The sequence below is a fragment of the Streptomyces sp. NPDC059248 genome, assembly GCF_042753905.1.
Taxonomy (GTDB): Bacteria; Actinomycetota; Actinomycetes; order Streptomycetales; family Streptomycetaceae; genus Streptomyces.
On record NZ_JBHYZV010000075.1, the window covers coordinates 10474 to 36185 of the forward strand.

Consider the following 25712-nt stretch of genomic DNA (forward strand, 5'->3'; position numbering starts at 1 on the left):
GAGTGCGAGTGCCCAGGCGTAGGTGGGGTCGATTTCGAGGGCGGCTGTGAGGTCGGTGACGGCTTGGTCGTACCGGCCCGCTTCTTGATGTGCTTGGCCGCGGGAGCCGAGTGCCCAGGCGCTGGTGGGGTCGATTTCGAGGGCGGCTGTGAAGTCGGTGATGGCTTGGTCGTACTGGCCTGCTTGTCGGTGTGTTTCTCCGCGGCGTGCGAGTGCCCAGGCGTTGGTGGGGTCGATTTCGATGGCTGCGGTGAGGTCGGTGATGGCCTGGTCAAGGCCATCCAGCCAGAGATGGCAGCGCCCGCGCCATGCCCAGGCGTGGGCGTTCCCGGGATTGTGGGCGATGGCATGGTCGAGTTCGGTGACGGCTTCTTCATCGCGGTCTGCGAAGTAGAGGATGCGTCCCCGGTAGGTGTGGGCCCAGCTCCGGGCCTCCGTGCTCAACTGGCCGCGAGTGAGGAGCAGCCTGAGGCAGGAGAGTGCCGCTTCTTCTTCGTTGAGCGTGTGCTGCAGGCGTTCGGACCAGCGGACGAGTTCGGCGTCGGGGGTGTCCTGGCCGGCCTGCACGAGGGCCTCGACCCACTGCCGGAGCACGGCGGTGTCCTGGCCCGCGGCATGGACCACCTGCTCCAGCGCTTGTGGCAGATAGGTCCCGGGGTCTGCGCACAGCCGGTGGTAGGTCTCGTCTCTTTGGTGTTGGCGCCAGGTCGCATCCTTCCAGCGTTCCGCCACAGCGGTCTGTTCCTCGTATCCGCGGCGCCAGGTGGCGTGGGTGTCGGCGAGCTGCAGATGCGCCGTGGTCCAGCGCTGCGGCGAGCGGGCGCGCTGCTGCCGGATCATGCTGGCACGGACTACCGCGTGGTAGTGCTTGAAGTCGCCCCGGCCGCTGACGAACGGCTGCCCGCACAGCCACGCCCACAGCCCCTCGATACCCGGCTCACTGGTCGCGGCGGCGAAGACGTCTTCGTTCAACCGCAGGGGCAGCGCGCACGCCAGTACGGCCTCGCGCTTCTCCGGGTTCGGGATCCATTGCACGAAGCGCTCGACGGCCACATCGACGAGATGCCCGCCCGCGTCCACATCCTCGGCGGTGTGCGGACGAGCCAGAGCGAGGAGATCCACCAGCAGGGGCAGTCCCATCGACAGCCGCAGTACCGCATCCACAACCCCGGCGTCGGTCACACCCCGCGCCGCCAGCAGCCCGCGCGTCTCCGCCTCGGTGAAGACCTCCAACGGAACATCGGCGATCTGGTCCCGCAATGGCGCCCACTGCCGCTCCGCGAGCTGATCCCGGCCCGCCAGCACCACCATGACATTCGCCGGCACCGGACCGAACTCCTCGTCCAGCAGACTCAGCAGCCAGCCGGACAGGTACTGCGCCGTCTGCTCCCACGTATCGAAGAACAGCACCACCCACCGCTGCCGACGACACAACCGCTCCAGCTCCGCGACGAACGCCCGGCTTAAACCCATCTCGTCCCGAGCGCCGCGCCGCTGCCCACGGGACCGAGACGCCGACCTCAGGCGGTCCAGCCCCTGGGCCGCCGCATCCGGATTCGCCATGGCCGTCGCGACACCGACGCCCGGGATCAACGACACCGCTCCCAGCGCCGCCTGCGACACCACCCGGCTTGACACCGACGCCTCACCCTCCACGGGCGTCGGCTCCACCTGTGCCGTCTGTTCACGCCGCCACTGCTCGACGGCCTTGTCGAACTCCTTACACGGGCCCTCCTGCCGCGCCATCTGCCGGACCAACTCGACCAGGGCCTGCTGCACGCCGTGGACATCGTCCTCGTCCACCACAGCCGTGACCGCGCCAGCACGCTCGGCAGCGCTCTGCCACTGCCGCAGCAGGGTCGACTTGCCCACCCCACCAACTCCACTCACGTGGAACAGGAACTCCGCCGGATCCTCTGCGGACAAAGGATCCTTCGACAAGTTCTCCGTGAACAGCGCCACCTGAGCACGCCGCCCCTCGAACCGTCCCTTCGCGCGCTGCCGGATCAACGCACCCCGCGACGGACTCCGAGCGCCCGAACCCGACATCCCCGCACCCCCATCACACAAAGCTTCTTTTTTTGATACGACAGCAGGCAGCAACGCCTCGCAGCCCACCATTCTTCAACCGCGAACTCCGTCTGTCAGGCAAGTCCCAGATCTCTCCCGGTTACCGGTCCACCAGCGGCGGCGCCCTCTTCGCACCGCACCCGACACAACCCGGCGTCACGGGCCGGTGAAGATGTCGTGGGTGCTGATACGTCGCCAGATGATGTGGGGCTGACCGGCGACCACCGCCAGGCCGTAGGACCACGTCGCACGCCGTCGACCACCCCGGCCGGGACACTGCCCTCACCCCGGCACAGCGGTCCGCCGCCGTCCACGCCCACCTCCAGGCCGCGATGCCCCAGGAGTACGCGGAGGGCCGGACGACCGATCCGGAGACATGGACGACCTCCCCGGAACGCCTCGCTGCCCTTGCCAAACTCACCGCCACCACCGAGGCCCGCAGCCGCGCCTTGGCCGACGGGGAACTCGCGGGCCCGGCCGCCGAACCGGCGGTGGGCCCGCGCCGCCAGGGGCACGGGCACGAGCAGCAGTCCGGCCACGGCCACGGTCAGAATCAGGGCCGGGGTGGCGTGCAGCCGTGACGGCCGGGACTGTCGCGCCGCCCGGCGGTACTGCTGCCGGGCGGTGGGAGACCGCCCGGCGGAACGGGGACCTAAGTCACCACGCCGTCGCACCAACCAGGGGGAAACGCTCCTGGGCACTGCGCGCTACGGGTTGCTCATCCGCCTTCCCCTACCCTTTGCCCGGCTCCTCCTGCCACTGTGCCAGCGCCGCCCGGGCCCCGACGGTGTCAGGGTGTTCGGGTCCGAGGATGCGTTGGTGGTCGGTGAGGAGTTGTTCTTCGATGCGGGTGGCGTCCTGGGTGCGGCCGTCTTGCCAGTAGGAGTGGGCGAGGTTGTTGCGGGTGGTGAGGGTGTCGGGGTGTTCGGGTCCGAGGATGCGCTCGCTGGTGATTTTCAGCTGTTGCCAGCGGGCGACGGCGGCGGTGTGGAGGCCCGCGTCGTTCAGGCTGCGTCCGGCCCGGAATAAGACAACGTGTCCGCCGGGGTACCAGAGGTGGGTGTCGGCGTTGGCACGGAGGGCTGCGGCCAGCTCATGGTGGTCGGGGTGGGTGTCGGGGTCGGGCCAGCAGGCGAGGAGCCCGTCGGCCGCCGCTTTCGCGGTGTGTCCGAGCTGTGCGTCGGTGAGGGTTTCGCGGACCGCGCGGGCGGTGAGCGCATGGACCCGCACCACCCGGGACGTTTCCTCGGGCATGTGGGTGATGAGGGCGTAGCGGTGCAGTACCCGTAGCGCGGCGCGGTTCTTACCGGCGTCCGGCCTCTGCGGTTCCTCCCCGTCCCCGGTTCCATCGGTGTGCGCCGGCAACTGCCCGTCCCCGGCAGAAGCGGACGGGGCAGCCTCCGCAGCAGGCACGGGTGCTGCTGCCCGGTGCTGGGCGAGGTGGTCAAGGACAGGTCCGGTCTCCCACAGTCGGGCGGGGTGTCCGGCGGGGTCGAGGAGGGAGATCAGCTGGACGGCGGGTTCGGCGAGCCCGGTGGTATCGACTGCACGGACGGCGTCCAGACCCACCAGGAGCGTGGCGGCCACGGTGCGCCCGTAGTCCTCGGTGTCCGCTGATGCTGGCAGGACCTGGTCCAGCCGGGTCTGGGCGTCGGCGAACCTGTCGAGATACTCACCGGCGGTGAGATGCTGGTTGATCATGTAGGCGGCGGCGTGCCCGAGCGCCAGCGGCAGGAACCCGAGCGCTGAGGCCAGCTCCCCGACACCTTCGTCGAGGAGCTGTACAACGCCCTCGGCTGCGAGGCGCTCCCGCAGGTACGCGCCCGCTTCGCCCGGTGTGTAGACGTCCACGCGGACGCGGGTGCGTCCGCCGCCGGTGATCGCGGCGTCCTCCAGCCGCGTCGTCGCCAGTGCCCACCCCACCCTCGCATGACCCGCTGGCCACCACCGCCGCACCGCTCCCGGATCGGCGATGTCGTCAAGGACGACCATCCACCGCCGCTGCGTGGTGGCGAGCCAGGTCAGGAACGCGCGCGCGTCGCCCTCCGGGTCCGTACCGGCCGCACCGGGGGCCTGGACCAGGCTCGCGGCCCGGGCGTACGCGGCGACGATCTGCTGCTCCTCGGCGGCGGCGACCCAGACCACCAGATCAGCGTGTTCCTCGCGGAGGGCCTGGTGGGCGTAGGCGGCGGCGAGCTGGGTCTTGCCGACCCCGCCCCCACCGGACAGCACCTGCGTCAGAACCACCGACCCCCCCGCCGCGCGGGCCGCCTCCACCTCCTCCCGCACCGCAGTCCGCAGCTGCGACGCTGAGGCCAGCTGTGGGATCTGCCCGGCCACAACTGGCCACACCACCCCTTCCCGGACGTCCGGGTGATGGTGGATGTGCTGTTCGTTGATGTGCTGGACCTGGCCGCCGTCACCGAGCGCGCTCCCGGTGATGTCCCCGCCGGCACCCACCCCGCCCGGCCCCACGCTGACCGCCGACGGTGGGCCCGGGGGAGAGGACGGTACGGGCTGGCCTTCGCGCGCGGTGTCCGGAGTGGCCTGTCCGACAGGAAGGGGCGGTGCAGTGGGCGCGGCGCGCTCGTCGACGGACCCGGTCGGTCCGTCGCCCTGCGTGCCTGCGGCCGTTCCCTGCGCGCTGTCGGGTTCGGGCGAGGGCTGCTTCTTCCTCGACTTCCAGAACGACGGGGTCACCGGCCGGTGCCTTCCCGCTCGGGTCGCGTGCCGTCCTGGCGGTTGTCGGGTGTGGTGCCGTCGGAGGGGGCCGTGGGAGATGGCTGCTGCTGTGGCTGGGGGGTGTGGGTGACGCGGGAGCCGGGCCCAAGGGCGCTGCCGGTGATGCTGCCTCCGGCGGCGATACCCCCGGGCCCGGCCTGGACGTCCACACTGCCACTGCCACTGCCACTGCCACTGCCACTGCCACCGCTGCCGTCTCCGGCGTCGGCCGTGCCCGGGACCTGCGGGGGCACGGTCACCTGGGACTGCTCGCCGAGCGCGCTGCCCGTGATGTTCCCGCCGACCGCGATCCCGCCCTGCCCCGCGCGCACCCGCCTCCCGCCGACTGCACTCCCGGGTGGTGTGCCCGGTGCGGGAGTGCGGGCGAGCGCGAGCACGGCGACGACGAGAGCCGCCAAGGCGACGACCGCCCCGGCGATCCCTGCCACCAGGGCCCCGGTATTCAGATCCGTCACGAACGGGAGTGCCACCAGCCCCACTGCCGCGAGACCGGCGACCACCACCACGGCCCACAGTCGACCCCGACCCACTCCGCCCCCCGCCATCAGCACTTCCTCCCCGCACACTTATCGGATCACCACCCACTAGGCCCACCGAGAACGGTGTCCGTCCGTCTGCCCGGGCAGCTGTGAGGTGGTGAACACCGTAGCCCCGCGAGCAGTTGCGGTTCAGCGGTTCAGCCGGACGGGCCAGCCATCCGGCACGTACGTGGCTGCCGGAGCTCCCCACCGGCCGGGAATCTGCTCACTCGATGGCGTTCCCGCGATGATGGGCGTGGCCGGTGGAGTCCACTCTCGTCATGGGCTGAGTGGACTCCACCCGGGCGGGCCGCGCCCCGGTGAACCGCCACCGGGGCCGGGCGCCCCATGACGCCTGGGGCGGGCTGGGGGACGGATCGTCTGGTCAAGAGGTGGTCAAGGGGTAAATCGGGCATGGCGCGTTGGGTGGGCGTACGTGGTCAAGGGGTTTCGTGAACCGGGGACACTCTGATCGGTATCTCGCCGCCCGGCCCCTGCCTCGGTGGGCATTGAGGGCATGGCAGCGGTGCCCACCGCGCACCACGATGCGCGGTGCGGTGGTGCAGGTGCGGCGCCCGAAAGACCGCCGTCCCCGATGCGCGGCTACGCGGTGGTGCGGTGCGCCGGGTGTGCCTCCATCGCCTGCTCCATCCCGATGGCCTCCAGCCGGAGGAGTGCACCGGCGACGTCGTCTCCAAGACCATTCCTTACCTGTACGGGCCGGGCCGTCCTCGACCACACCCCATCCGACCTGGGGCTTTCTGGTCAGCTGTGGACGCGGCGGCTGATAGGTGAGCTGATCTTCAAGCTGTACCGGGTCCGCTTCACCGAGCCGGGGGTGGCAAGTACCTCAAACGGTGGGGGCTGACGTTCCAGCGGCCGGACAAGCGAGCGGTCGAGCAGGATCCGGAGGCGGTTCGGATCTGGCGCGAGGAGACGTGGCCGGCGATCCGGGCCAGGGCGAAGGCGGAGAACGGGTAAGCGCTCTTCGCCGACCAGGTCGGCATCCGGTCGGACCAGGCCACCGGCCGCACCTGGGGAGCCAAAGGCGCGACGCCGGTAGTCCGCCGCACCGGGAACCGCTTCTCCGTGAACGCGATGTCCGCGATCAGCACCCGCGGCCGGATGCACTTCATGGTCTTCACCGAGTCGTTCGACGCGAAGATCATGTGCCGCTTCCTCGCCCGGCTCGTCGGGCACTTCGACCGCAAGGTCCACCTGATCGTCGACCGCCACTCGGCCCACCGCTCGAAGACCGTCCGGGCCTGGCTCGCCGACCACAAGAATCAAGTCGAACTGCACTTCCTGCCTTCGTACTCTCCCAAGCTGAACCCGGACGAGCTGGTCAACGCCGACCTCAAACGCAGCCTGCCCCACACCCACCGGGCCAGAAACCAGGCCGAACTCGCCGCCGAAACCCGCAGGTTCTTCCACCGCCGACAACGCCAACCTCGCATCGTGCGCGGATACTTCGGCGGTCAGCACGTCCGCTTCATCACCGACGAGTGAACCCCATGAGTTTCTGATCAATAGGCCCTTTCCTTCGGGTCCACTCACCCCGCCGTAGCGCCCGCTCAGCCCGGACCACGCCAGAACAGGTCGCGCTCGGGCACCTCGGCGCCGTACGGCAGATGGCCTGCAAGGCTGACGCCGTCGAGCGGGTACGCGGGAAGGCAGGGCGATGCGCGCCCCTGGTGCGCGAATTGACAAGCCCTGTGCGCGAATAGCTAATGACACCGGGCCGCCACCTTCGACATTCTCATCGTGGGCAATCGCCCAGGGTTCTCGGGTGGACCGGCGGTCTACCCGGAATCAGTGGCGAAGCACGCGGGATGACAACACCTTCCCGTGAAACATCCCCGAGAACGATCCGTTGAGAGGAGTGAACCATGCTCACTGCGATTTCCACGGTCAGTGACCGGCTCGTTGCCGCCCTCGCACCACGCGAAACGGCCTCCGCCGCCTGCCCGGTCGTCGATTCCTGGTGTGACGGTGGTTGTCCGTTCTGGTGGTGGCGGCGCAAGTACGCCCGCCTCTGCCCCGATGGAAAGATCCATTACACGTTCAGCGAATGCGGGAGCGGGAACTGCTGATTTCCCATTGCTGCGTGCCCGCCCCTTTGAGGGGCGGGCACGCAGTACCACAATGAGGAGACGCTTCGATGGACCATGTCCTTTTGGCCTCTCGTGTTCTCATCGGGGTAGTTTTCGCCGTGTCGTTCCTGACGAAGACGCTCCGGAAGAACGGCTGGTCGGAATTCCTGGACTCCGTCCGGGACCTTGCTCCGGTTCTTCCGGTACGGACCACGGCCCTCGCGGCGTCCGCGGCGGAGGTCGTCGTGATAGCACTGCTCGTCCCCACCGGATCGGCCAGGTACGGATTCGTCGGAGCCGTGCTGCTGTTGCTTCCCTACACGACGGCTCTGATCCTGGCCGTGCGCCGTGGAACCTCAGCGCCCTGCGGGTGCTTCGGACGGTCGAGCACCCCGGTGAGCGGCTTTCACGTCGCACGTAACGCCCTGCTGACCGCGGTGGCGCTCACGGGGGCCCTGGCCGGACAGGAGGCTGCCCGAGCCCATCCGGCGTGGCCCGGGGCTGTCACGGCGTTGGCCGCGGGTCTGGTCGCGGCCGTGCTGGTGATCTTCACAGACGAACTCTCCGACGTCTTCAGCGTAAAGCCCTAGCAGAAGGAGAAGGTCAATGCCCTACGTCATCACCTTCCTCGTGTTGGTCGGCGTGCTGTGCCTCTTCAACCTGGTGCTGTGCATCGGCATCATTCGGCGGCTCCGGGAGGGCAGCGACGGAGCCGGGCAGGAACTCGTCCCCCAGGTGATGCGCGCCCCCGGTGAGAGGGTCACCCGCTTTTCCGCCGTTACCACAGCGGGCGCGTCCGTTTCCGAACAGATGCTGATCGGCGACCCGACGTTGGTCGCCGCCTTTGCTCAGGGCTGTCCCGAGTGCGAAGAGGGACTGCCCCTGTTCGCGGAATACGCTGCGACATTCCCCGGAGCGCCCCGTCGGGTGGTGGCCGTCCTCGTGGGCGATCCCGACGCGATGCGCGACAAGGTCGCCATGTTGGAACCCGTCGCCCATGTCGTTCTCGAAGGGAAGGACGGACCGGTCGGCTCAGCGCTGGGAGTTCGCGGCTATCCGGCCTTCGGCGTCCTCGATGACCACGCCGTTGTGCAGGCGTCCGGCATCCGGATCGAATACGTCACGGGCATCCCGGTCGGTTCCTGAGAGATGACCGGAATACGGAGGATCCTCCACGCCATTCGTCTGAACTGGCAGGCCAGTCGCTGGCTGACCCTGCTGGCAGCCGTCCTGACGTTGTCCTTCTCGGGCGCACCCCTGGTGACCGCGTGGTTGACCAAGGACCTGCTCGACTCCGTCACGAGCGGCACGGCACCCGACCGAAGGGTCCTGGTCACAAGCCTGCTGCTGGCAGCGACGGGGCTCGTGGTCAGCCTGGTCCCCCGTTGGATCATGTACGCGTACAAGGAGACCGAACGCAGGGCGGGGCTGATCAGTCAGGACCGACTCTTCGCCGCGACCGAGCGTTTCGTCGGCATGGCCCGTTTCGAACAGCCCGAGTTCCTCGACCGGCTGAGGCTCGCGCTACAGGCAGGCGGTTCGGCACCCGGCTCAGCGGTTTCCGGACTGCTCTCCGTCATCGGCTCCGTGCTCGTCATATTGGGTTTCCTCGGCTCCATGCTCGTGCTCTCCGCCTGGATGCCCGCGCTCGTCCTCGCCTCAGGGGCATCGGTCCTGGCCACGGAGATCTGGCTGGCGCGAAGTCGGGCGGGGATGTTCTGGCGCATCAGCCCCGTGCAGCGGCGCGAGATCTTCTACCGGGAACTCCTCACCAGCGTCCAGGCCGCCAAAGAGATTCGGCTCTTCGGCTCCAGCACGTTCCTTCGAAGCCGCATGGCCAGCGAGCGGAAGACCATCAACGAGGAACAGTCCGCTCTCGACCGACGCGAACTCCTGCTGCAGACCTCCGCCGGGACGCTGACGGCCGTCATCACCGGCACCGCCATCGTGTGGTCCGCCACCGCCGTCCTGGCCGGCCGGATCACCATAGGCGACGTCTCCCTCCTGATCGCTGCCGTCGCAGGAGTGCAGGCGGCGATGGTGAGCATCGCCAGGGACGTCGCCGTCACCCACCAGAACCTCTTGATCTTCCAGCACTACCTGGACGTGATCAGCGCGGCACCGGACCTCTCCGTACCCGTGCAGCCCCTACGAACGCCGGAGCTGAGCACCTGCATCGAGTTCCGTGACGTCTGGTTCCGGTACTCGCCCGACCACCCCTGGGCCCTGAGCGGAATCAACCTGACCGTCCCCGCCGGCGCGGCCGTCGGCATCGTCGGAGCAAACGGAGCAGGCAAGAGCACCTTGATCAAACTGCTCTGCCGCATGTACGACCCCGTTCGCGGCCAGATCCTCTGGAACGGAACCGATCTAAGGGACCTGGACCCAGCGGGTCTACGGAGCCGGATTGGCGCGGTCTTCCAGGACTACATGCAGTACGAGCTGACCGCCCGCGAGAACATCGGCCTGAGCAACCTCCCCCTGCTCGACCGCCCCGAGGAGATCACGGGTGCCGCGCACAAGGCCGGCGCTCACGCATTCGTGTCCCGGCTGCCGCGTGGCTACGAAACGCTGCTCTCCCGCAGCTTCCTCGAGGAGGACGAGGACGACGAGAAGGGCAACCACGGCATCACCCTGTCCGGAGGCCAATGGCAACGCCTCTCCCTCGCTCGGGCCTACCTGAGACAGCACTGCGATCTGCTGATCCTGGACGAGCCGAGTTCCGGGCTCGACCCCGAAGCCGAGCACGCGATCCACCGGGGCTTGCAGGAACACCGGGCGGGGCGCACCAGCCTGCTGGTGTCCCACCGGTTGAGCGCCGTACGGGACGCCCGCTTCCTCGTCGTCATCGAGGGCGGACGCATCACCGAGCAGGGCACGCACCACGACCTGATGGCCCGGGACGGGACCTACGCCCGCATGTTTTCCCTCCAGGCCGAGGGCTACCGGGAACCAGCCGAGGAGATGACGTAGCCATGTGGTGGCTCACCACGACCGGCCTGGTGCTCGTCGGAGCGCTCTGGCGGGTACGACGCACCTTCACACACGTCACCGTCGTCGGCCAGAGCATGACGCCCGCCCTGCCGGAGGGCACGAGGGTCCTCCTCCGGCGGGTTCCCCCCGACCAACTGGCAACCGGTGACATCGTCGTGCTGCCCGAACCCGACAGCGGACAGCTGATCGTCAAACGGATCGCCGCGATCGGCGGCGAGTCCACTCCCGCGGGCATCAACGCCGGTGCGGTCGTCCCGTACGGCATGGTGGCGGTCCTGGGCGACAACCCCGCCTGGAGCCATGACTCCCGCGACTTCGGGTACGTGCCCACCCGGCGGATACGGGGCCGGGTCGAGCGACGCCTCACCTGACCGGCGCCTCACCCGCGGAGGACCGGCCCCACCCGCGGAATCTTGGATTCCAAAGGTGGTGAGTCGGCCTGGGGCGCGGTTCTGACGTTGCCGTCAGCCCGTTTCCCCAGGCCGCTCTCCGAACCCGGCGTGCGGTTGGGTAACGAGCTCGTGCATGGTTGGCGGTGAGGCGTCGAAGGGTTCGACGTGGTTCTGTGTTCACATCTGCCGCGCTGCGGCCAGGTCTGCGGATTGTTGGTGGGACAGCAGGCCGGCGACGGCCTGGACGGTGTCGCTCATGTGCTCGCGGCGGCCGAGGTGGCGGGCCAGTGCCCGCCAGTTCTTCAGGCGGGCGATGCCGTGCTCGACCCCGGATGCGGCGTGAGGAGTGCGCCTTGCGCTGTCGCTCGTACATCTCCTCGTACCAGTCCGGGGCGTCTTTCTTGAACTTGCGGTGCGGCGGTGTCACCATCCGGCCACCGGTCTGGGCACCCAGGCCCTGGTAGCCGGCATCGGCCAGGATCTCCACCGCGGGCCCATCGGCCAGGAGCTTGACCAGCCCCAGCTGGCGGGCGTGGGTGATGTCCGCGCAGCTTGCGGGACGGGCTGGACTGCACCACAGGACGCGGCCTTCACCGTCCGTGACCACCATGGACTTGACGGCGTTCTGCTTGTTCTTGCCGGAGATGAACCTGTCCCGGTCCTTGCGTCCAGCGGCTGGCCGACGGACTCGGATCTCCGTGCCGTCGACAATGCCGGTCTTCCCGCTCGCGCCGAGATGGTCGACGACCTCGGCCAGGGACCGCAGTCGCACGTCAGGGCTGACGGTGCATCCCCGCTCGGCGAGCAGGGGCCGCACCTCACCGATGGCCCGGGTGATCGTGGAGCGGTCCACGCCGAACCAGCCGGCCAGCACGTCGTGGGTGACCCCATGGCGAAGATGGACCAGCGTGGCCAGCAGCCGGTCGACGAACACCAGCCGGTGCTTCGCACCGGCTCCCAAGGCTCGCCTCCGCGGCTTCGACGCCAGCCTGACCTGGTGCCGCTCATGCCACAACGGGCCTACCTCGGAGATAAGTTCAGCGATCACGTCAGCGGACAGACCGGTGATTCGACGGTTGCTGACGATCACTGCTCGAGACGCGTTCTCCACCACCTGGCCATGATCAACGATCAAGAGCCGGACGCCTCACTGCCAACCATGCACGAGCTCGTTAAGCAGCCACCGTCCCTCTCCCCACGAGCTCGCGGGACTGACGGAATCGGCGGCTACGGCACTCTCCCAGGGGGAACGCCCGCGCTCACGCCGGAAGGCCGGCCCCGAATCCCTGCTGTTTGCCCATATGACTGAGTTGTTGCTGGACTGCACATTTCCCCTGTGCGACGTTCTTCGTGAGGAACGACTACAGGGGGCTGGACATGCTCGTTACCGAATTCAGTACGGGGATCGTGAAGGCATCGGAGCGGTTTGAGTTCTTCTCCCATGCCACGTCCCGGCCACATATGATCAATCGCCTCCGCAGCAATGATCACCATGACTTCCGCGCTACGGCACGTCTCTTGCGCTTGGGTGATGTGCACTTGTGTTCACACGTCAATCCTCACCTAGAAATCGTGCGGACTTCAAAGCTGGTGCGCCAGTCCGACCCGGAGATCTATCAAGTCCACTGTCTGATCTCGGGCCGAGGCCGCCTGGCCCAGGACGGCCGCGAGACGGCGTTCCATCCTGGACAGATCGTGCTGGCGCACAGCAGTCGCCCGCTGGACCTCACCATGGACACGGGCGCAGGCAACTGGACCTCCCTCATCCTTCAGTGCCCCCGCTCGCGACTCCCTCTGCCGGAGAAGACGGTGCAGCACCTGACTGCCGTGCCGATCCCCGCGCAGCACGGCATGGGCGGGGTTCTCTCCCGCTGGCTGGCCGACCTCAATAGGCGCGGTGCGGAGTTCACTCCAGCCGATGTCCCCTCCCTCACCTCAGTGACTCTGGATCTCCTGGCGTCCGTGATCGCCCGCTGCTTCGAGGCCGAGGATGCACTGAACCCGCAAGCCCACCGCCGCGCCTTACGGTCCCGGATCAACATGTTCATAGAGGACCATCTGGCCGACCCCGACTTGACACCACGAGCCGTCGCGGGTGCTCATCACATCTCCTTGCGGCATCTCCAGCAGTTGTTCGCCGAGGACACCGCATCGCCGGCAGCCTGGATACGCCACCGGCGTCTGGAACGCTGCCGCAGCGACCTGTCCGACCTCAACATGCTCTCCCTGCCGGTCCAGGCCATCGCCGCGCGCTGGGGTTTCACCGACCCCGCCCACTTCAGCCGCCTCTTCCGGGCCGCCTACGGGACACCGCCACGGGACTACAGGAACCTGCCATCCACGGTGTGCGCGAATCGTCAACAACCCTGCGCGGACTGACAAGGCCAAATGCCAACGCCCTCGGCATCCTGAATGACGAACGCCCCGCAGCAGCCCGCGTGCACTAAGACGCCATTTCACTTGGTGAGTCTGCGGTGGCATATGAGGGTTGCGGCGATGGCGGTGAAGGCCAGAAAGTGCTCCGGCTTGCGCTCGTAGCGGCGGTGAAGGCGTCTGCACCCGGACAGCCACGACACGGTCCGTTCCACGACCCAGCGATGACGGCCCAGGCGGCGGGATGACTCGACGCCCTTGCGGGCAAGACGGTGCCCGATGCCTCGGTGCGATCTCTCGGTTTTGTGGCAGTGGAGTGAGAGACAGTGAGGTTTAGAGGTGTTAATGCTGGTCACGGGTTGTTTCGGGGCGTGGGATCACTGTCCTGGAGGTGAGAGATCCGCAGGGCATCGCTGTCGTGGAGCGTTATCGCGTGAGGGGTGACGCTGTCTCAGTTTCGTGAGTTCTGATCCGCTGGCCGGTGGGTGTTGGTGTGCTCAGGGGTGTGGATCAGACAGAACAGGACCCGGCCCCGGAACGAGTGAGTGGTGGTTCGGGTGGGGTTTTGTCGGCTGTGTCGGTTCGTGCGTTGCGAGGATTGGCGGTGCGCCGTCTGCTGGCCCTGCGGCGGGAGGGGAAGCTCACCACTGGGCAGGTGAGGTCGGCGGCGGATGTGCTCGGGGTGCGGGAGCGTGCGGTGTGGCGGTGGCTGGCGGCCGCCGAGCGGGACGATGCTGCGGCTCGGGCGCCGGGGGAGCGGGCTGCGTATCCCGGGCGGTTCACGGTTACTGATGAGGTCCGGGCTCTGCTGGGGCTGTGGAAGGGCAACGTCGCGGCGGTTCATCGTGAGCTGACCGCTCGTGCGGCCAGGGGCGAGGGGGAGCCGCCTCCGTCGATCCCGACGCTGCACCGCGCGATCCGCCGTGATCTGTCGCCGGGGAGCGGGCCGGGCTTGCGGGTGGTGAGCGGGCGGCTCGTAAGCACGATGTGTTCCTGGCCCGGCCGCGGGGCTGGCGCAACCAGGTGTGGGAGACCGACCACGTGCAGGCCCCGGTGCTGGTCGATGTCGAGGGCAGGGCCCGCAGGCCGTGGATCACCTGGTTCACCGACTGCGCCACCAACGCGATCACCGGTGTCGCCGTGACGCCGGTGCATCCGTCGCGGGAGTCGGTGCTGGCCGCGCTTCGCTCCGCGGTCCTGCGCGAGGACCCCTACGGCCCGTTCGGCGGCCTGCCCGAGAAGGTACGTGTCGACCGTGGCAAGGACTTCCTGTCGAGGATCGTGACCGCCGCGTTCGATCTGCTGGACGTGACGGTTGAGGACCTGCCCGCCTACACCCCGCACCTCAAGGGCACTGTGGAGGGCCTGAACCGGGCGGTGGAGAGCATGTTTCTGGCCGCGCTGCCCGGCTATGCCCGCCAGCCGCGCCCCGGCAAACGGGCCGCCCGTCCGAAGGACGAGGTGCTGCTCGGCTTCGAGGACTTCACCGCCCAGCTGCTGGATTGGACGCTGTGGTGGAACACCGAGCACCGTCCGGCACCATTGCGGGGGAGGACCCCGCTTGAGGCGTGGCAGGACGATCCCACCCCGCTGCGGGACGTGCCGGCCGCGGATTTGTGGACGTTCACCCTGGAGGACGCCGGCACCCGCACGCTGACCACCCGCGGCATCCGCTTCAGGAAACGCGACTACGTGGGGTCGTGGATGACCGGCCAGACCGGGATCCAGGTCCGGATCCGCTTCATGCCCCACCACGACCACCGCATCGAGGTCTACCACGCGGCCACCGGCCGCTACCTCGGTCCCGCGGACCTGGCCGACCAAGCCACCGAGGAGCAGGTCAGCGCTGTACGGCGAGCGCGGGCGGCCCGCGCCCGCCGCCTGAAGAAGGACCTTCAAGCTTCCCAGCGCGAGCGTTACGCCGCCGCCACGCAGGCCGAAGCCCCACAGCGGCTCGGCGCACTGACAACCGCCCAGGCCGGGACCGAACTCGCCCAGGCCACTGACGCTGACCTGTCAGACCTTGCGCTGCCGGACCTCATCCCGCCCGCCGCGCCCCCGGCCGACTGGCGCACCCCTGCTTCCCTGGCCGCGCTGACTGGCTCCGACCAGCGCAATACGCCTCCACCCGGCCAGGGCGGCCCTTCTTCCCCTGACGCCCCGGGCGGGCGGGGCGCACCTTCCACCACCGACGAAGACGGAGACGCCTCGTGACCGCGGCCACCTACCAGTACGTCGACCTGCCCGACGCGTCCGTGGTCACCACCCGCGCCCTGCTCACCGCCCGCGAGAACATCGGCGACACCGTCGCCGCGCGGGCCATGATGTGCATTCACGGCGGCGCCGGCTTCGGCAAGACCCTCGCCGTCAACACCTGCTTGCGTGAACTCGAACCCGGCGAGGACGTCCGCAAGATCACTTTTCGGGCCCGGCCCACCGCCCGAGCGGTGCGCTATGAGCTGTTCACCGCACTCGACCTGGCCGGCGAACCACCGCGCCACCCCAGCGAATTCGACCGTCTGCTGAAGACCGCTCTGGCCGAGCGCCCCCGTACCTTCCTCGTCGACGAAGCACAGTGGCTCAACGGGGAGGCGTTCGAGTACTTCCGCTACCTGTGGGACGAGCCCTCCACCCAGCTCGCGATCATCTTCGTCGGCGGTGAGGGCTGCCACACCGTGCTGCGCCGCGAACCGATGCTCTCCTCCCGCATCTTCATCTGGCAGCACTTCACCCGCCTCACCCCCAGCGAGGTCATCGACGTCATCCCGCTGTTCCACCCGATCTGGGCCGACGCCGACCCCGACGACATCACCTTCGCCGACAGCCACGCCGCACACGGCAACTTCCGCGCCTGGGCCCAGCTGACCGCCCACACCCGCACCGCCCTGGCACGCACCGGCCGCCCCCGCATCGACCAGGAACTGCTGCGCTGGGCCTTCAGCCGCCTCGCCTGACCACCACACCACCATGCCTCCGGCCCCGCCGCTGCCGCCCCTCACCGTGGTCATCGACCGCCATGACGACGTGATCCACACCCACACCGCCCTGGCCGCCCACCACCCGCCGTCCGGCCGGATCACCCTGCACCCCGGCCCGGGAACCACCAGCGAAACCGGCCTCGCCCACGACCTTCTCGCCGCCCTGAGCAAACCGCCCCTGCTCCCAGGCCGCTTCTCAAGCGGTCGTCAGCCCGCCTGGGAAGCCGCCACGGCTTGGATCACTGCCCTTCCTGTCACCCGGCTGATCGTTCTGCGCGCCCACCGCCTCACCACTCGCCGAACGATGCGCCTCCTCCAGCTACAGACCCTCACCGGTATCCACCTGACCCTGGTCTGCCACCGCCCCCACCTGCCCGCAGCCCTGCACCAGGCCCTGCGGACGGCCGACTACTCCCTCGCCGCCGACTTCGACGCAGCCCGCCGCCACTACTACGGCACACCGGTCACCGAACCCCCACTCGCAGACGAACCCGCCGGGCTGGCCAGCCGGTGGCTCACCCTGCCCGCACTGGAACGCCTCGTCTCCTACGACAGCCCCCGCCCCTGCACCGACCCGTGCACCCCGCCCCCGATCGCCTGGCGGCACCGCCCACCGCCCGTGCCTCTCACCGCGCACACCGCCCAGCAAGTCGCCCACCGCCTCCACGCAGCGACCGCACATCCCCGCCTGGCCGCGGCCGTCGCCGCCGCCCTGTTCACCGGCACATCCCTCCAGCAACTCGCCACCGCACGCTCCCGCGACTACGACGACGCCGCGGCCACGCTCGCCCTGCACGACCGCGCCCGCTACACCGACGGCTGCGCCACCCACCCCGTACCACCCTGGGCCAGCGTCTTCCTGCGAGCGGCGGCATGCTTCACCCGGCTCGTATCCGGCGAGGACCAGGAACTGCTCGCCGCGCCAGCTGACCGTGCGCACCTGCTGCGTGTGGCGGAGACGGCCAGACTGCGCCCGCCTCAGCCGCCCGCGGCCCGCCGCCAAGGTCCAGCCGACCGTGTGGAGTGGGACTGGTGCGAGCGGCAGGAAGCCGAGCGGTACGAAGCGCCGACCAGTCGCGTCAGGCCCTCGCGGCACTGAACACTTCGATGCGGTTATGCGACGGGACAGAGTCAGTCGATCGAGAAGTCAGCGAACTCGATGTCGCTGAAGGCGATGTGCAGACCGTGGGCACGGCGGCCCCATTCGCGAAAGTAGGCGTGTCCCAGCGCACGGGCCAGGATCACCGTCTGCTGCTGCTGCTCGCCTGCGCCGGCATCCCGGGCGGCGAACAGCTCCCGGGCCACCTCTCCCGGCAGATCCTGGGTGATCCACCGCACCCGCGGATCGTCCGAGGACCCCGCAGGAGCCGCGAACCCGAACCGCGCCCGGGTATGGAAGACGAAGCCCTCCGCCTCAGCCCGGGCACGCTGGCGGGCCCGTACCCGGGGCTGCCACCGTGCCAGGACTGCTTCTTCGATCGCCCGGACCTGCATCCGACCTGGCAGACCACGCGCTCCTGGCTTCTTCGTCACCCACCGCTGCACGGTGCGCTGTGACACCCCCAGCGCGGTGGCCACCTGCTGGGTGGAACCACGGTGCGTCGCCAGCAGGAAACGCAGGCGGGCCTCGGTGCTTGAGGGCACGGGCCGGGTGCGCAACGCGCGCTCCAGCCCCTGCTCGATCTGTCCCACGTCCGCCTCTCCTAGCGGCCAGCCGACAGGGTCGGCACCCAGCAGTCCGTAGCGTCAGTTCTCCCACGCCGCCGGTCCCTGCCCGCCAGTTCCGGTGTCTTTGGGACAGCACCGGCCGAAGTCGGCTACAAGAGCCCCCGGCGGCGTGCCAGCGACGGAATGGTCTGCAGAATCTGCCATCTGCCACGTGCCGACGGCGTCGGGTAACCGGTTGGCGGAGCTGGTGGTTTCTGCGGATTCGCGGTGTGAGTGTCGGGGGGGTTGGGTAGGGTCGAGGGGCCGAGTCCGGGTCTTCGTTCGTAGCGGGGGCACCAGCTGGCTCCTCGAGTCTTCTTGTGACCGTCCGGGGACGCGTTCGTACCGTGTCCACCAGCGGGTTCCCTGCCGCGTGCGCGTGTGCCGCCTTGTCCGGCGCGCGCCGAGCACTCTTCCCTTGGAGTCCCGCGATGCCTTCATCGCTGCCCGTAGCCCAGGCGATCGATTTCCTGTGTGAGCACACGTCCAGCAAGAGCCGTGTGATGGCCCTGCTGGCTCATGACAACGGCCCCAGTTCCCTGACTGCTGTCCTGACCTGTAAAGACCCCGACCATGCCTTTGAAGCGGTGGGGATTTTGCGCCGAGTCCTGGCCCGACGTGATGCCACCACCGTCGAAGACGAACTGAAGGCCCTCACGGCTGAGATGCCGGACGCACCGGCCGGCTCGCTGCGCCAGGCCGTCGTCCAGGCCGCGAGCGGCATCTGGCAGACAGAACCTGGCACCTTGTTCGTGGTACCCGACCCGGAACCGTCAGAGGACGAAGCAGTCTCCGACGTGGCGTCCGGGCCGGTGGGGCACCCGCGGCTGAAGGATCTCCCGGGAAAGGTCGTGCGGATCGCGCACCTGCACGAGTTCCACGTCACCGACGAGGACGCTCTCCTGCGCGCTGCTGTCGACCGCGGCTGGGAGCCGCTGCCTGCATCCGAACTCGATGACGACGATCCCCGCGACCTGATCGGAGCCGTGATGACCCTCACCGAGGACCCGCATGTCGCCGGAACCCAGACCCTCGAAGAGCAGAGCTCCGCGGAGATCCTCTGCGCCGAAGACGGGGATGAGCTGGCTGACTGGAGCGCGGCGCCGGTCGTCACCCGCTTCACTCACGGCTGGCGCCTGCGAGGCCAGCAGACCCGGCCCGCAGCCGAAGAACAGACCCCTAACTTCGCAGCGCTCTTCGCCACCCGGGACTGTCCGTGCAAGGGCGAGGACGAGGAATGCGAGGAGTGTGGATGGCAGCTCACGCCCCGTACCGCTGACCTGCTCCACACGGCACTGGTCGTCCTCGCGGATCAGGCTTACGACGACGCGCAGCGTCTGGGGGACCAGTTCCTGTCAGACGCTGACTCCGTAACGTGGGAGGTCTTCGACCGACTGCCCCCGCTCACCTGGACAGCCGACCACCGTTGGCGACGGCGGATGGCGCGCGCCTTTGATGACCTGGCCGCCGACCTCGCTAAGGGAAACTGGCCCAACCCCACCTGCACTGCGGAGGAGATGGCCCTGCACCTGGCCATCGAGGACGCACCTACCTATCTGGAAGACCGCCCCGCAGAGGACGACCACAACAGCCTCCCGGAACACGAGGACGATTACACCTGGGACAGCTGCTCCGACCTGCTGTTCCAAGACCACGACGTCCTGATGCTGTTCCACTCAAAGTTCACCGGCATAGAGGACCCCGAACACCCCGCAAACCAGTTCATGGGCGTGGGCGACCTTCGGGAGGCCGCCTGGTTCGACCCGTTCGACAACCGCAGCATCAGGGACCCTCGACGAGGCTTCCGGCGGTAGACCACAGCCCCTTGCCCTGGCCGGCCCCGGTGGCCAGGGCCGCACCCCGTACTTCCGAACGTACTCCGCAGCCGAAGACGCCGGTGTGGCGGTCCGTCAGCTGCGGCCCGGAACGGCATCACCCGTTCGAGCGCGGCCGGGTGCCGGCGGGTAGGGACGGGAACAGGCTGGGCGCCTGTCCGCGAAGCTGATTGTCTACCCGCCCGACGAGCAGGGCTGGCGCCGGGTGCGTTACGACGGTGTCGCGATCGGTGTCGCGCACCGGCTGGCCGACATCAGAGTCTTCCTCGCGGCCGCCGGGCTGGAAAACGCCGAGGACGTGGACCTCACCGATCCCGACTTCGTGGAGTGGAGAGGCGCCGGCCCAGAAGTGTGCGAGCCCTCCGGTGAGCCGCCGGCGGAAGTGCACCAACGAGAGCGGCGCTCACCTCGGATGAACTGGTGAGCGCCGCTCTCCAAGCCTTCGCCGTGGGAGGAAGCACAGGCCGGCCCCACTCCTATAGCAGGAAGTCGACCGCGCAGCTGATGCGTTTCGCTAGGTCCGGGGCCGTGTACGGGGCGCTCGGCTGCAGCTCGGACAGGCTGTCGACCACGTTGTACTGTATGCGGCGCTGGTGGGCGCCGATGCCCTGGAAGATCAACGGCACCATCTTGAGCATGTGGATGTCGGTGCGGCCCGCTGTGGTGAGCCAGCCGTTCGGGATCGGGAAGAAGCGGTCGAAGGCTTCGAGGGCTGTGGGGATCTCGTCGGCAGGGATGCCGGAGTACTCCGCCATCCACTCGAACTCCTCGCCGGTCCTGTCATCGAGGTAGAAGCCTCCCCACCCCCACAGGAACTGCTGCCAGAAGGTTGCGTACCGCGTGAAGTGGGGCTGCTCTCGCAGCCACGCGATCCCATCGTGGAATGTCTTCGGGAGGATGTGGTAGGTCAGCCCCTGAAAGAAGAAGGACTTGCCGTCCTCCGATATGCGGAACTCAGGTGGGCCGTCGGGATGTGCGAGCGCGTAGTCCACGGCGGCCTTGAGGATAGCGAGCCGGGCCCGGTGTTCCAGGTACATGCAGGCCTGCAACTCAGGGTGACTGCCCTGCTGGAGCATCGCCTTGTAGCTCGGGCTGTCCCTCGCGGCCGCCTGCGGGTCGAAGCCACCCCCGTCGATCTCGTGCGCGTAGCCCAGGGTCAGCTTGGGATGGTCCCCGTACGCCTCGTAGAGCAGCGCCAGCGACTCCTCAGGCGCCCTGGCGAAGAAGGTGCCGTTGTTGATCTGACGGTGGTACGTCTTCGCGGCCCTGGCGCCTTCAGCCCCGGCCCGTGCCTGCTTGTTGATGAGCTTGACGAACTTGCGCTCGACTCCGTAGGAGTGCCGCCACAGACCGATGAGTCCTGGCTCCGCGAAGGAACCGAACCCCTTCGCCGTGAAGAGCCCCGGAGCGGTTGTGAAGTCGTCGAAGCACACGACGTCCAAACCGAGCGGCTCCATCTTCCGTGGCGCGGATTCCCGGTCATCCCACCGGGTCATGAAGAACGCCCCGTGCTCAAGACCCAGGTACTGCATCCACCCCACCACCTTGAACAAGTCGGTGAAGCCCCAGCCTCCGCCCTTCACCTCGATCAGCCGGCGCACCGCCTTCTCAGGCCCGTAGTCGGTGGCAAAGATGTCGAGTTCGAGGATGTCGGCCGGATCTGACTCGACGATCTGTTTCTCCACGAAGTGCCCGGACGCCTGGAACAGCGCGGCTATGTAGTCCTCGAGTTCCTCGCCCTTTGGGTTCTCCGGCAGAGTCACGACCTTGTTGCCCATCAGCAACCCCCCCCTTTGTGCCGGGTGATCCTATCGGCGCAACGTCCTCACCAGCCACGCTTTTCCGGCGATCCGGACGGCGACGTGAGACAGCCAGGAGGGGTGCGCCGGAAGGTAGGGCCGGCCACGGCCGCGCAGCGGCGACGTGGCACCGGTGACTGCAACGCACCCGCAACACCAGCTCTGCAACGCGTGAGCAGGTTGCACCTCTGACCTGAGAGGACACCGGTCAAAGGCTGGTCTGAGGCCCGCGTCGCAGCTCCGTGTTGCACCGCCGCCCGGTATCAGGAGGCAAGGCGAAGGCCCCGGGGGCCACGACGGCCCGGAGCCTCCACTTCACTGACCTTCCCGCTCAACGACGAGCCGGGCAGCCGGTTACGCCCACTTCATACCGAGCTCGCGCAGCGCGTCCAGCTGCTCCGAGCTGAGTTTGTCGCGTCGGCTCTTGGTGTTGGAGATCCAGACGCCGAGCTTCACCGGTACCGGCTCCGCCTCGCCGTCCACTGTGATGTCCACGACCGCGCCGCGCGGTACGGGCCGCTGCCCCTCCTTCGCCACCCACACCGCCAGGGCGGCCAGGCCCCGCTGGAACGCCGCCTCCGCCTTGCTCCCCGGCTTCTTCGGGCCCTTGAGGGCGGCGGCCAGTGCCGGGGTGAGCTCGGCCGGGGCGATGGCCGCGGGGAGGCTGGCGCCCCGTACGCCCAGCGCCTCCAGGCGGTGGCGCTGTTCGGGCAGGAGCTGCGCCCAGGTGCCCGGCTCCTGCTGCCTCCACCTCCACGTCCCGATGTCATCGCCGTCGAAGACCACGCCCGGCGCGATGTAGGGCAGGACGCCATCGGCGTCGACCAGGTCGGCGAGCACCCGGTAGTGCCGCTGCCAGCTCAGCGGCCAGGAGCAGTTCCAGTCCGGGTCGATCTCCGTCAGCTGCGCCGCGCGCTCCGCCGCGCGCTGCGGGTTCTTCCCGAGGCCGCCCTTCCTGCGGAGGTTGGCCATGTGCTGTCCGATGGGCACCGTCGCCTCGCCCTCGCCCCACACGGCGTCCTGCCGGGGCGCGAGGTGCCCGGTCGCCCGCCGGTAGGAGCGGAGCGCGGCGAGCTTGGTCTCCCAGGCTTCCTCGCCGGGCTCCCAGAGCATTCCGGCTTCCGGGGCGTCGAGCAGGGTCTTGCGTCGGTTCTCCAGTTCCCCGGCCCGCAGGGCCTTGCGCTGCTGGTGCACCCAGCGTCCGAGGGGGAAGTCCTTGGTGACGCCGACCTCGGTCTCGGTGTCGTAGGGGACGGCGTGGACGCCGGTGATCCCGTTCTCCTTCCGCCACCGGATGAGGGCCTGGTAGCCCTCCAGCCAGACGAGGGACTCGGGCCGGTAGACGCGGGTGCGCAGGAAGGCGGCGATGGTCGCGGCGTCGCGCGGGGAGGAGAAGTGGAGCAGCGCGGACTCGGAGGCGGCGTCGGTGTCGTCGTCCTGGTCCTCGCCGTGACCCGCGCCGCTGGTCCCGACGATCCGCCCGTTCTCGTCGCGCCGGACGTGGACCTTGCGCTTGCCGCTGGTGAGCGCGCGGGAGGCGAGCTGCTCGACCAGGCGCTCGTCGTGGGAGCGGAGGCCCTGGAGGACGGCTACGAGCGGCTTGAAGCTGGCGGAGGCGACCATGTCGGTGGGGTCCTCGCCGGGCTCCAGGAAGATGGGCACGAGGATGCGGGCGATCTTCGTGCTGCCGTCCTTGTTGAGGCGGAGTGCGCGGCCGATGTTCTGGACGATCTCGACCTGGGAGCCGCGGGTGTCGGCGAAGCAGATCGAGTCGACGCCCCGTTCGCCGGTGATGTCGACGCCTTCCCCGAGCACGCGAACGCTGGCGAGGAAGGCGCGGTGGACCCGGCGTCCGGCCGCGTTGATGCCGTTCGCGAACTGTCGGAGCGCTTCGCGGCGCTCGGCGACGGTGTGGTCGCCGCACAGCCAGGCCGACCAGACCCGGTCCGGGGGGACGTGGCGGCCGGCCTCCAGCTCGTAGAAGTCGGCGTCGATGGAGGACTTCGGGAGCTTCTCCGCCTTCGCCAGGTCCTCGTCGGAGGCGTCGTTGAGGTACAGCTCGGCGGCGGTCTCCGGGAGCTTGTCCGCGAACGCGGCAGCCTCTTCCACCTTCTGGTGGAAGGTCATGACCGTACGGAGGTTGTACGCGGCGGCGTGCTCCAGGAGCGCGGTCTGCAACAGGGCCAGGCGCCGGCCCCGCTGCGCCTCCTCGGACTCCCCGGTCACGGGGGAGGGGTCGCGGATCTCCAGCACGTCGATCTCGAACCCCGCGAGGACCTCCCTTTCGATCGCCTCCGAGAGCCCCAGCTCGGCGCCGGGGAGCCAGGCGCCGAACGTTCCGTCCGGGTCGTCGGCCATCGAGGCGATCTCCGCCTCCTGGCCGCCGGTGCCCTTCTGCGGGCGGGCAGCGGCAAGGATCCGTGGTGTCGCGGTCAGGTAGAGGCGGAAGTCGGCGGGGATCCGCTGGTTGTCGTGGATCGCCGCCCACGGACGGCCGAGATCACCGGCGGTTCCGTGGGCCTCGTCCACGATCGCGAGCGAAAATCCGTCCATGTGCTGGCCGAAGAGCCGTTCTCCGCCTGCCAGAGCGGCCTCCAGCGGCCCGCGGACCTTGCGCTGGCCCTCTGGTGCGTCGATGTCCTCGCGGTCCACGAGAGAGGCGTACGTGGCGAATACGACCACGGGCCCGGACCTGGCCCACAGGGCGAGCTGGATCGGATTCGTGGTGGTCCGCACACCCAACTCGTTCAGCACCGCGTCGTTCTCCAGCGAGCACACCGCGACCATCGGCACCCGATGACCGACCAGACGCCACGCCTGGGCGGTCTGCGCGAGCAGGTCCAGGGTCGGCACGGTGACGAGGATCCGGCCGTCCGCGAAGCTCTCCAGCGCGCACGCGGCGGCCATGATCGTCTTGCCCGACCCGGTCGCTGACACGATCGTGCCCCGGGCACCCTGCGGCGACACGGATGACCTTGCAGGGAACCCCACCCACTTCCTAAACGCGGCCCGCTGATTAACCTGGTGTTCCTTGAGCTGAATCGCTGACATTTAGTGTCTCCCCGAGCGCTGAATTCGTGTGGTCTTTCAGAGGGCCGCGTGCGGAATACAGGCCGCGCCCAGGTCATTCCAGATCGACGCATCCGCCTTGTGCCAGCCGCCCGGCTTTCCGTCCTTGAACGACGGCTTGTCATCCGGGTCGTAGTGCCCGGCACCGAGTGTGCAGACGATGACGTCCCCATCGCTGTTCCGCATCCGGGCCGTGCACAGACCGCCGGCCTCGCCCAGCGCCTCCAGCACCCGGCGCCGCGCCATGGTGTGCGGATAGGTGCCCGGCAGCACGACCTCCCGGACGAACACCTCCAGCCGCACCAGAGCGGCCCGCTCACGCTGCCTCACGTCCGCGATATGTACGGCCAGCTCAGCAGCCCCAGCCGACCGGCCGCCACGCCGAGACCAGTCCCGGTCCGCGATGACCACCAAGGCCTCGCTCACGGCCGTGACGCCCTCGTCCCAGCCGTCCGCGAACAGCTCGCCCCGAGAGGCCGGCGCCATCCCGTCGAGCTCGACGACCTCGCTCTGCGCCCCGGAGACGACCCCGGCCTCCAGCGCGGCCACCAGGTCGTCCGCCTCGCTCGCGGGCACGTCCTGGGCGGACAGGAGCGCGAACAGCCTCAACCGCGCGTTGGTGCCCGCCGTCTGATACTGGCTCACCCGGCGCACAGAATCGCTGCTCAGCACGGGATCAGGTCCGGTAAATTCGTGGTGACCGGTCATCTGCGGTCGTGCCTCTCGGAATGCTGGGAGGTTCCCGGGTTGTTGAGGGATGTCCTGTGTTTCTGCCAACGATACATGCTGCATCACCCCTATGCGCCCGCTATACCGGAACCCACCCGAACGAGCGACCCCACCCCTTCTAGCCAGCCTGGCCCGCGCCAGCGGGCCCCAGCGGTCCTGGAGGCGCAGCCGGAAGGATCGTTGGGCGGGGGAGCGCAGCGGACCCGCCCCGTAGGCTGAAGCGAAGCGCAGCCCACGCTGAAGCCTAGTAAAACTGGGCCAGCCCGGGAGCGCAGCGGACGGGCCGTCACCATCCCGACGGAGTCGGGATGGTGCTGCTCGCGCAGCGAGCAGTCAGCGCTCCCGCGGAGCGGGAGCGCAACCACCGCGCGCAGCGCGGTGGTTCGCTTGCACATCGCGAAGCGATGTGGTAC

General features: G+C 68.9%; 20 protein-coding genes and 2 pseudogenes. 13 read left to right on the forward strand and 9 right to left on the reverse strand.

Annotation, left to right across the window (positions count from 1 at the left end; translation table 11 throughout):
* A partial coding sequence (locus ACFXG1_RS26600; protein WP_384744853.1) for a tetratricopeptide repeat protein occupies nucleotides 1–1962 on the reverse strand: 1962 nt, incomplete at its 3' end.
* Nucleotides 1963–2402: 440 nt separating this feature from the next.
* Here ACFXG1_RS26600 and ACFXG1_RS26605 point away from each other — a divergent pair.
* Nucleotides 2403–2651: a hypothetical protein gene (locus ACFXG1_RS26605; RefSeq protein WP_384707253.1), complete on the forward strand. Its 249-nt coding sequence runs from the start codon at nucleotides 2403–2405 to the stop codon at nucleotides 2649–2651.
* 151 nt (nucleotides 2652–2802) lie between these two features.
* On the opposite strand, the gene ACFXG1_RS26610 is transcribed toward ACFXG1_RS26605, so the two are convergent.
* Together ACFXG1_RS26610 and ACFXG1_RS26615 are read right to left on the reverse strand one after the other, a co-directional pair.
* Nucleotides 2803–4530, reverse strand: a complete 1728-nt coding sequence (locus tag ACFXG1_RS26610; RefSeq protein WP_384744855.1) for a tetratricopeptide repeat protein — start codon at nucleotides 4528–4530, stop codon at nucleotides 2803–2805.
* Nucleotides 4531–4766: 236 nt separating this feature from the next.
* Complete coding sequence (locus ACFXG1_RS26615; protein ID WP_384707247.1) at nucleotides 4767–5357, reverse strand: hypothetical protein; 591 nt, start codon at nucleotides 5355–5357, stop codon at nucleotides 4767–4769.
* 694 nt (nucleotides 5358–6051) lie between these two features.
* Between ACFXG1_RS26615 and ACFXG1_RS26620 the strand changes: the two are divergent.
* The 6 genes and pseudogenes from ACFXG1_RS26620 to ACFXG1_RS26645 all read left to right on the forward strand — a co-directional run.
* Nucleotides 6052–6856, forward strand: a pseudogene (locus ACFXG1_RS26620) (IS630 family transposase); the annotation flags it as partial.
* Between the two features lie 363 nt (nucleotides 6857–7219).
* Nucleotides 7220–7423: a hypothetical protein gene (locus ACFXG1_RS26625; RefSeq protein ID WP_384744857.1), complete on the forward strand. Its 204-nt coding sequence runs from the start codon at nucleotides 7220–7222 to the stop codon at nucleotides 7421–7423.
* 68 nt (nucleotides 7424–7491) lie between these two features.
* Nucleotides 7492–8013: a MauE/DoxX family redox-associated membrane protein gene (locus tag ACFXG1_RS26630; RefSeq protein ID WP_384707244.1), complete on the forward strand. Its 522-nt coding sequence runs from the start codon at nucleotides 7492–7494 to the stop codon at nucleotides 8011–8013.
* Between the two features lie 16 nt (nucleotides 8014–8029).
* Nucleotides 8030–8569: a TlpA family protein disulfide reductase gene (locus ACFXG1_RS26635; RefSeq protein WP_384707241.1), complete on the forward strand. Its 540-nt coding sequence runs from the start codon at nucleotides 8030–8032 to the stop codon at nucleotides 8567–8569.
* 3 nt (nucleotides 8570–8572) lie between these two features.
* Complete coding sequence (locus tag ACFXG1_RS26640; RefSeq protein WP_384707238.1) at nucleotides 8573–10396, forward strand: ABC transporter ATP-binding protein; 1824 nt, start codon at nucleotides 8573–8575, stop codon at nucleotides 10394–10396.
* 2 nt (nucleotides 10397–10398) lie between these two features.
* On the forward strand, nucleotides 10399–10788 hold the full coding sequence (locus tag ACFXG1_RS26645; RefSeq protein WP_384707235.1) for a S26 family signal peptidase: 390 nt from the start codon (nucleotides 10399–10401) through the stop codon (nucleotides 10786–10788).
* Here ACFXG1_RS26645 and ACFXG1_RS26650 read toward each other — a convergent pair.
* Nucleotides 10781–11923, reverse strand: coding sequence for a transposase family protein (locus ACFXG1_RS26650; protein ID WP_384707232.1), 1143 nt, complete (start codon nucleotides 11921–11923; stop codon nucleotides 10781–10783). The genes ACFXG1_RS26645 and ACFXG1_RS26650 overlap by 8 nt on opposite strands.
* A 263-nt stretch (nucleotides 11924–12186) precedes the next feature.
* On the opposite strand from ACFXG1_RS26650, the gene ACFXG1_RS26655 reads away from it, so the two are divergent.
* Nucleotides 12187–13188 carry a helix-turn-helix domain-containing protein gene (locus ACFXG1_RS26655; RefSeq protein WP_384707229.1) on the forward strand — a complete coding sequence of 334 codons (1002 nt, stop codon included), beginning with the start codon at nucleotides 12187–12189 and terminating at the stop codon, nucleotides 13186–13188.
* A 77-nt stretch (nucleotides 13189–13265) separates the two neighbouring features.
* Here the strand turns inward: ACFXG1_RS26655 and ACFXG1_RS26660 are convergent, their stop codons facing one another.
* The gene (locus ACFXG1_RS26660) at nucleotides 13266–13529 is read right to left on the reverse strand and encodes a transposase (RefSeq protein ID WP_384707314.1); all 264 of its coding nucleotides are present in this window, start codon (nucleotides 13527–13529) and stop codon (nucleotides 13266–13268) included.
* Between the two features lie 257 nt (nucleotides 13530–13786).
* Between ACFXG1_RS26660 and ACFXG1_RS26665 the strand changes: the two are divergent.
* The 3 genes and pseudogenes from ACFXG1_RS26665 (at nucleotide 13787) to ACFXG1_RS26675 (ending at nucleotide 17259) form a co-directional block, all read left to right on the forward strand.
* Nucleotides 13787–15396 (forward strand): annotated as a pseudogene (locus ACFXG1_RS26665) (Mu transposase C-terminal domain-containing protein).
* Entirely contained in the window at nucleotides 15393–16136 is a 744-nt protein-coding gene (locus ACFXG1_RS26670) for an AAA family ATPase (protein ID WP_384707226.1), read from the forward strand. Before ACFXG1_RS26665 ends, ACFXG1_RS26670 begins: the two are co-directional and overlap by 4 nt.
* Nucleotides 16137–16149: 13 nt before the next feature.
* Nucleotides 16150–17259: a hypothetical protein gene (locus ACFXG1_RS26675; RefSeq protein WP_384707223.1), complete on the forward strand. Its 1110-nt coding sequence runs from the start codon at nucleotides 16150–16152 to the stop codon at nucleotides 17257–17259.
* A gap of 32 nt (nucleotides 17260–17291) precedes the next feature.
* Here ACFXG1_RS26675 and tpg read toward each other — a convergent pair whose 3' ends face one another.
* On the reverse strand, nucleotides 17292–17852 hold the full coding sequence (gene tpg / locus ACFXG1_RS26680; RefSeq protein WP_384707220.1) for a telomere-protecting terminal protein Tpg: 561 nt from the start codon (nucleotides 17850–17852) through the stop codon (nucleotides 17292–17294).
* Nucleotides 17853–18298: 446 nt separating this feature from the next.
* Here tpg and ACFXG1_RS26685 point away from each other — a divergent pair, with 446 nt between their 5' ends.
* Nucleotides 18299–19681, forward strand: a complete 1383-nt coding sequence (locus tag ACFXG1_RS26685) for a hypothetical protein (RefSeq protein WP_384707217.1) — start codon at nucleotides 18299–18301, stop codon at nucleotides 19679–19681.
* Between the two features lie 226 nt (nucleotides 19682–19907).
* Nucleotides 19908–20126 (forward strand): hypothetical protein, encoded by a 219-nt coding sequence (locus ACFXG1_RS26690; RefSeq protein ID WP_384744862.1) that lies wholly within the window; start codon nucleotides 19908–19910, stop codon nucleotides 20124–20126.
* A gap of 52 nt (nucleotides 20127–20178) precedes the next feature.
* Here ACFXG1_RS26690 and ACFXG1_RS26695 read toward each other — a convergent pair whose 3' ends face one another.
* From ACFXG1_RS26695 to ACFXG1_RS26705, 3 genes are all read right to left on the reverse strand, one after another.
* Nucleotides 20179–21480: a hypothetical protein gene (locus ACFXG1_RS26695; RefSeq protein ID WP_384707211.1), complete on the reverse strand. Its 1302-nt coding sequence runs from the start codon at nucleotides 21478–21480 to the stop codon at nucleotides 20179–20181.
* A 375-nt stretch (nucleotides 21481–21855) separates the two neighbouring features.
* Nucleotides 21856–24552, reverse strand: coding sequence for a Helicase associated domain protein (locus tag ACFXG1_RS26700; RefSeq protein ID WP_384707208.1), 2697 nt, complete (start codon nucleotides 24550–24552; stop codon nucleotides 21856–21858).
* A gap of 36 nt (nucleotides 24553–24588) precedes the next feature.
* Nucleotides 24589–25215 (reverse strand): hypothetical protein, encoded by a 627-nt coding sequence (locus ACFXG1_RS26705; RefSeq protein WP_384707205.1) that lies wholly within the window; start codon nucleotides 25213–25215, stop codon nucleotides 24589–24591.
* Nucleotides 25216–25712: the final 497 nt, after the last annotated feature.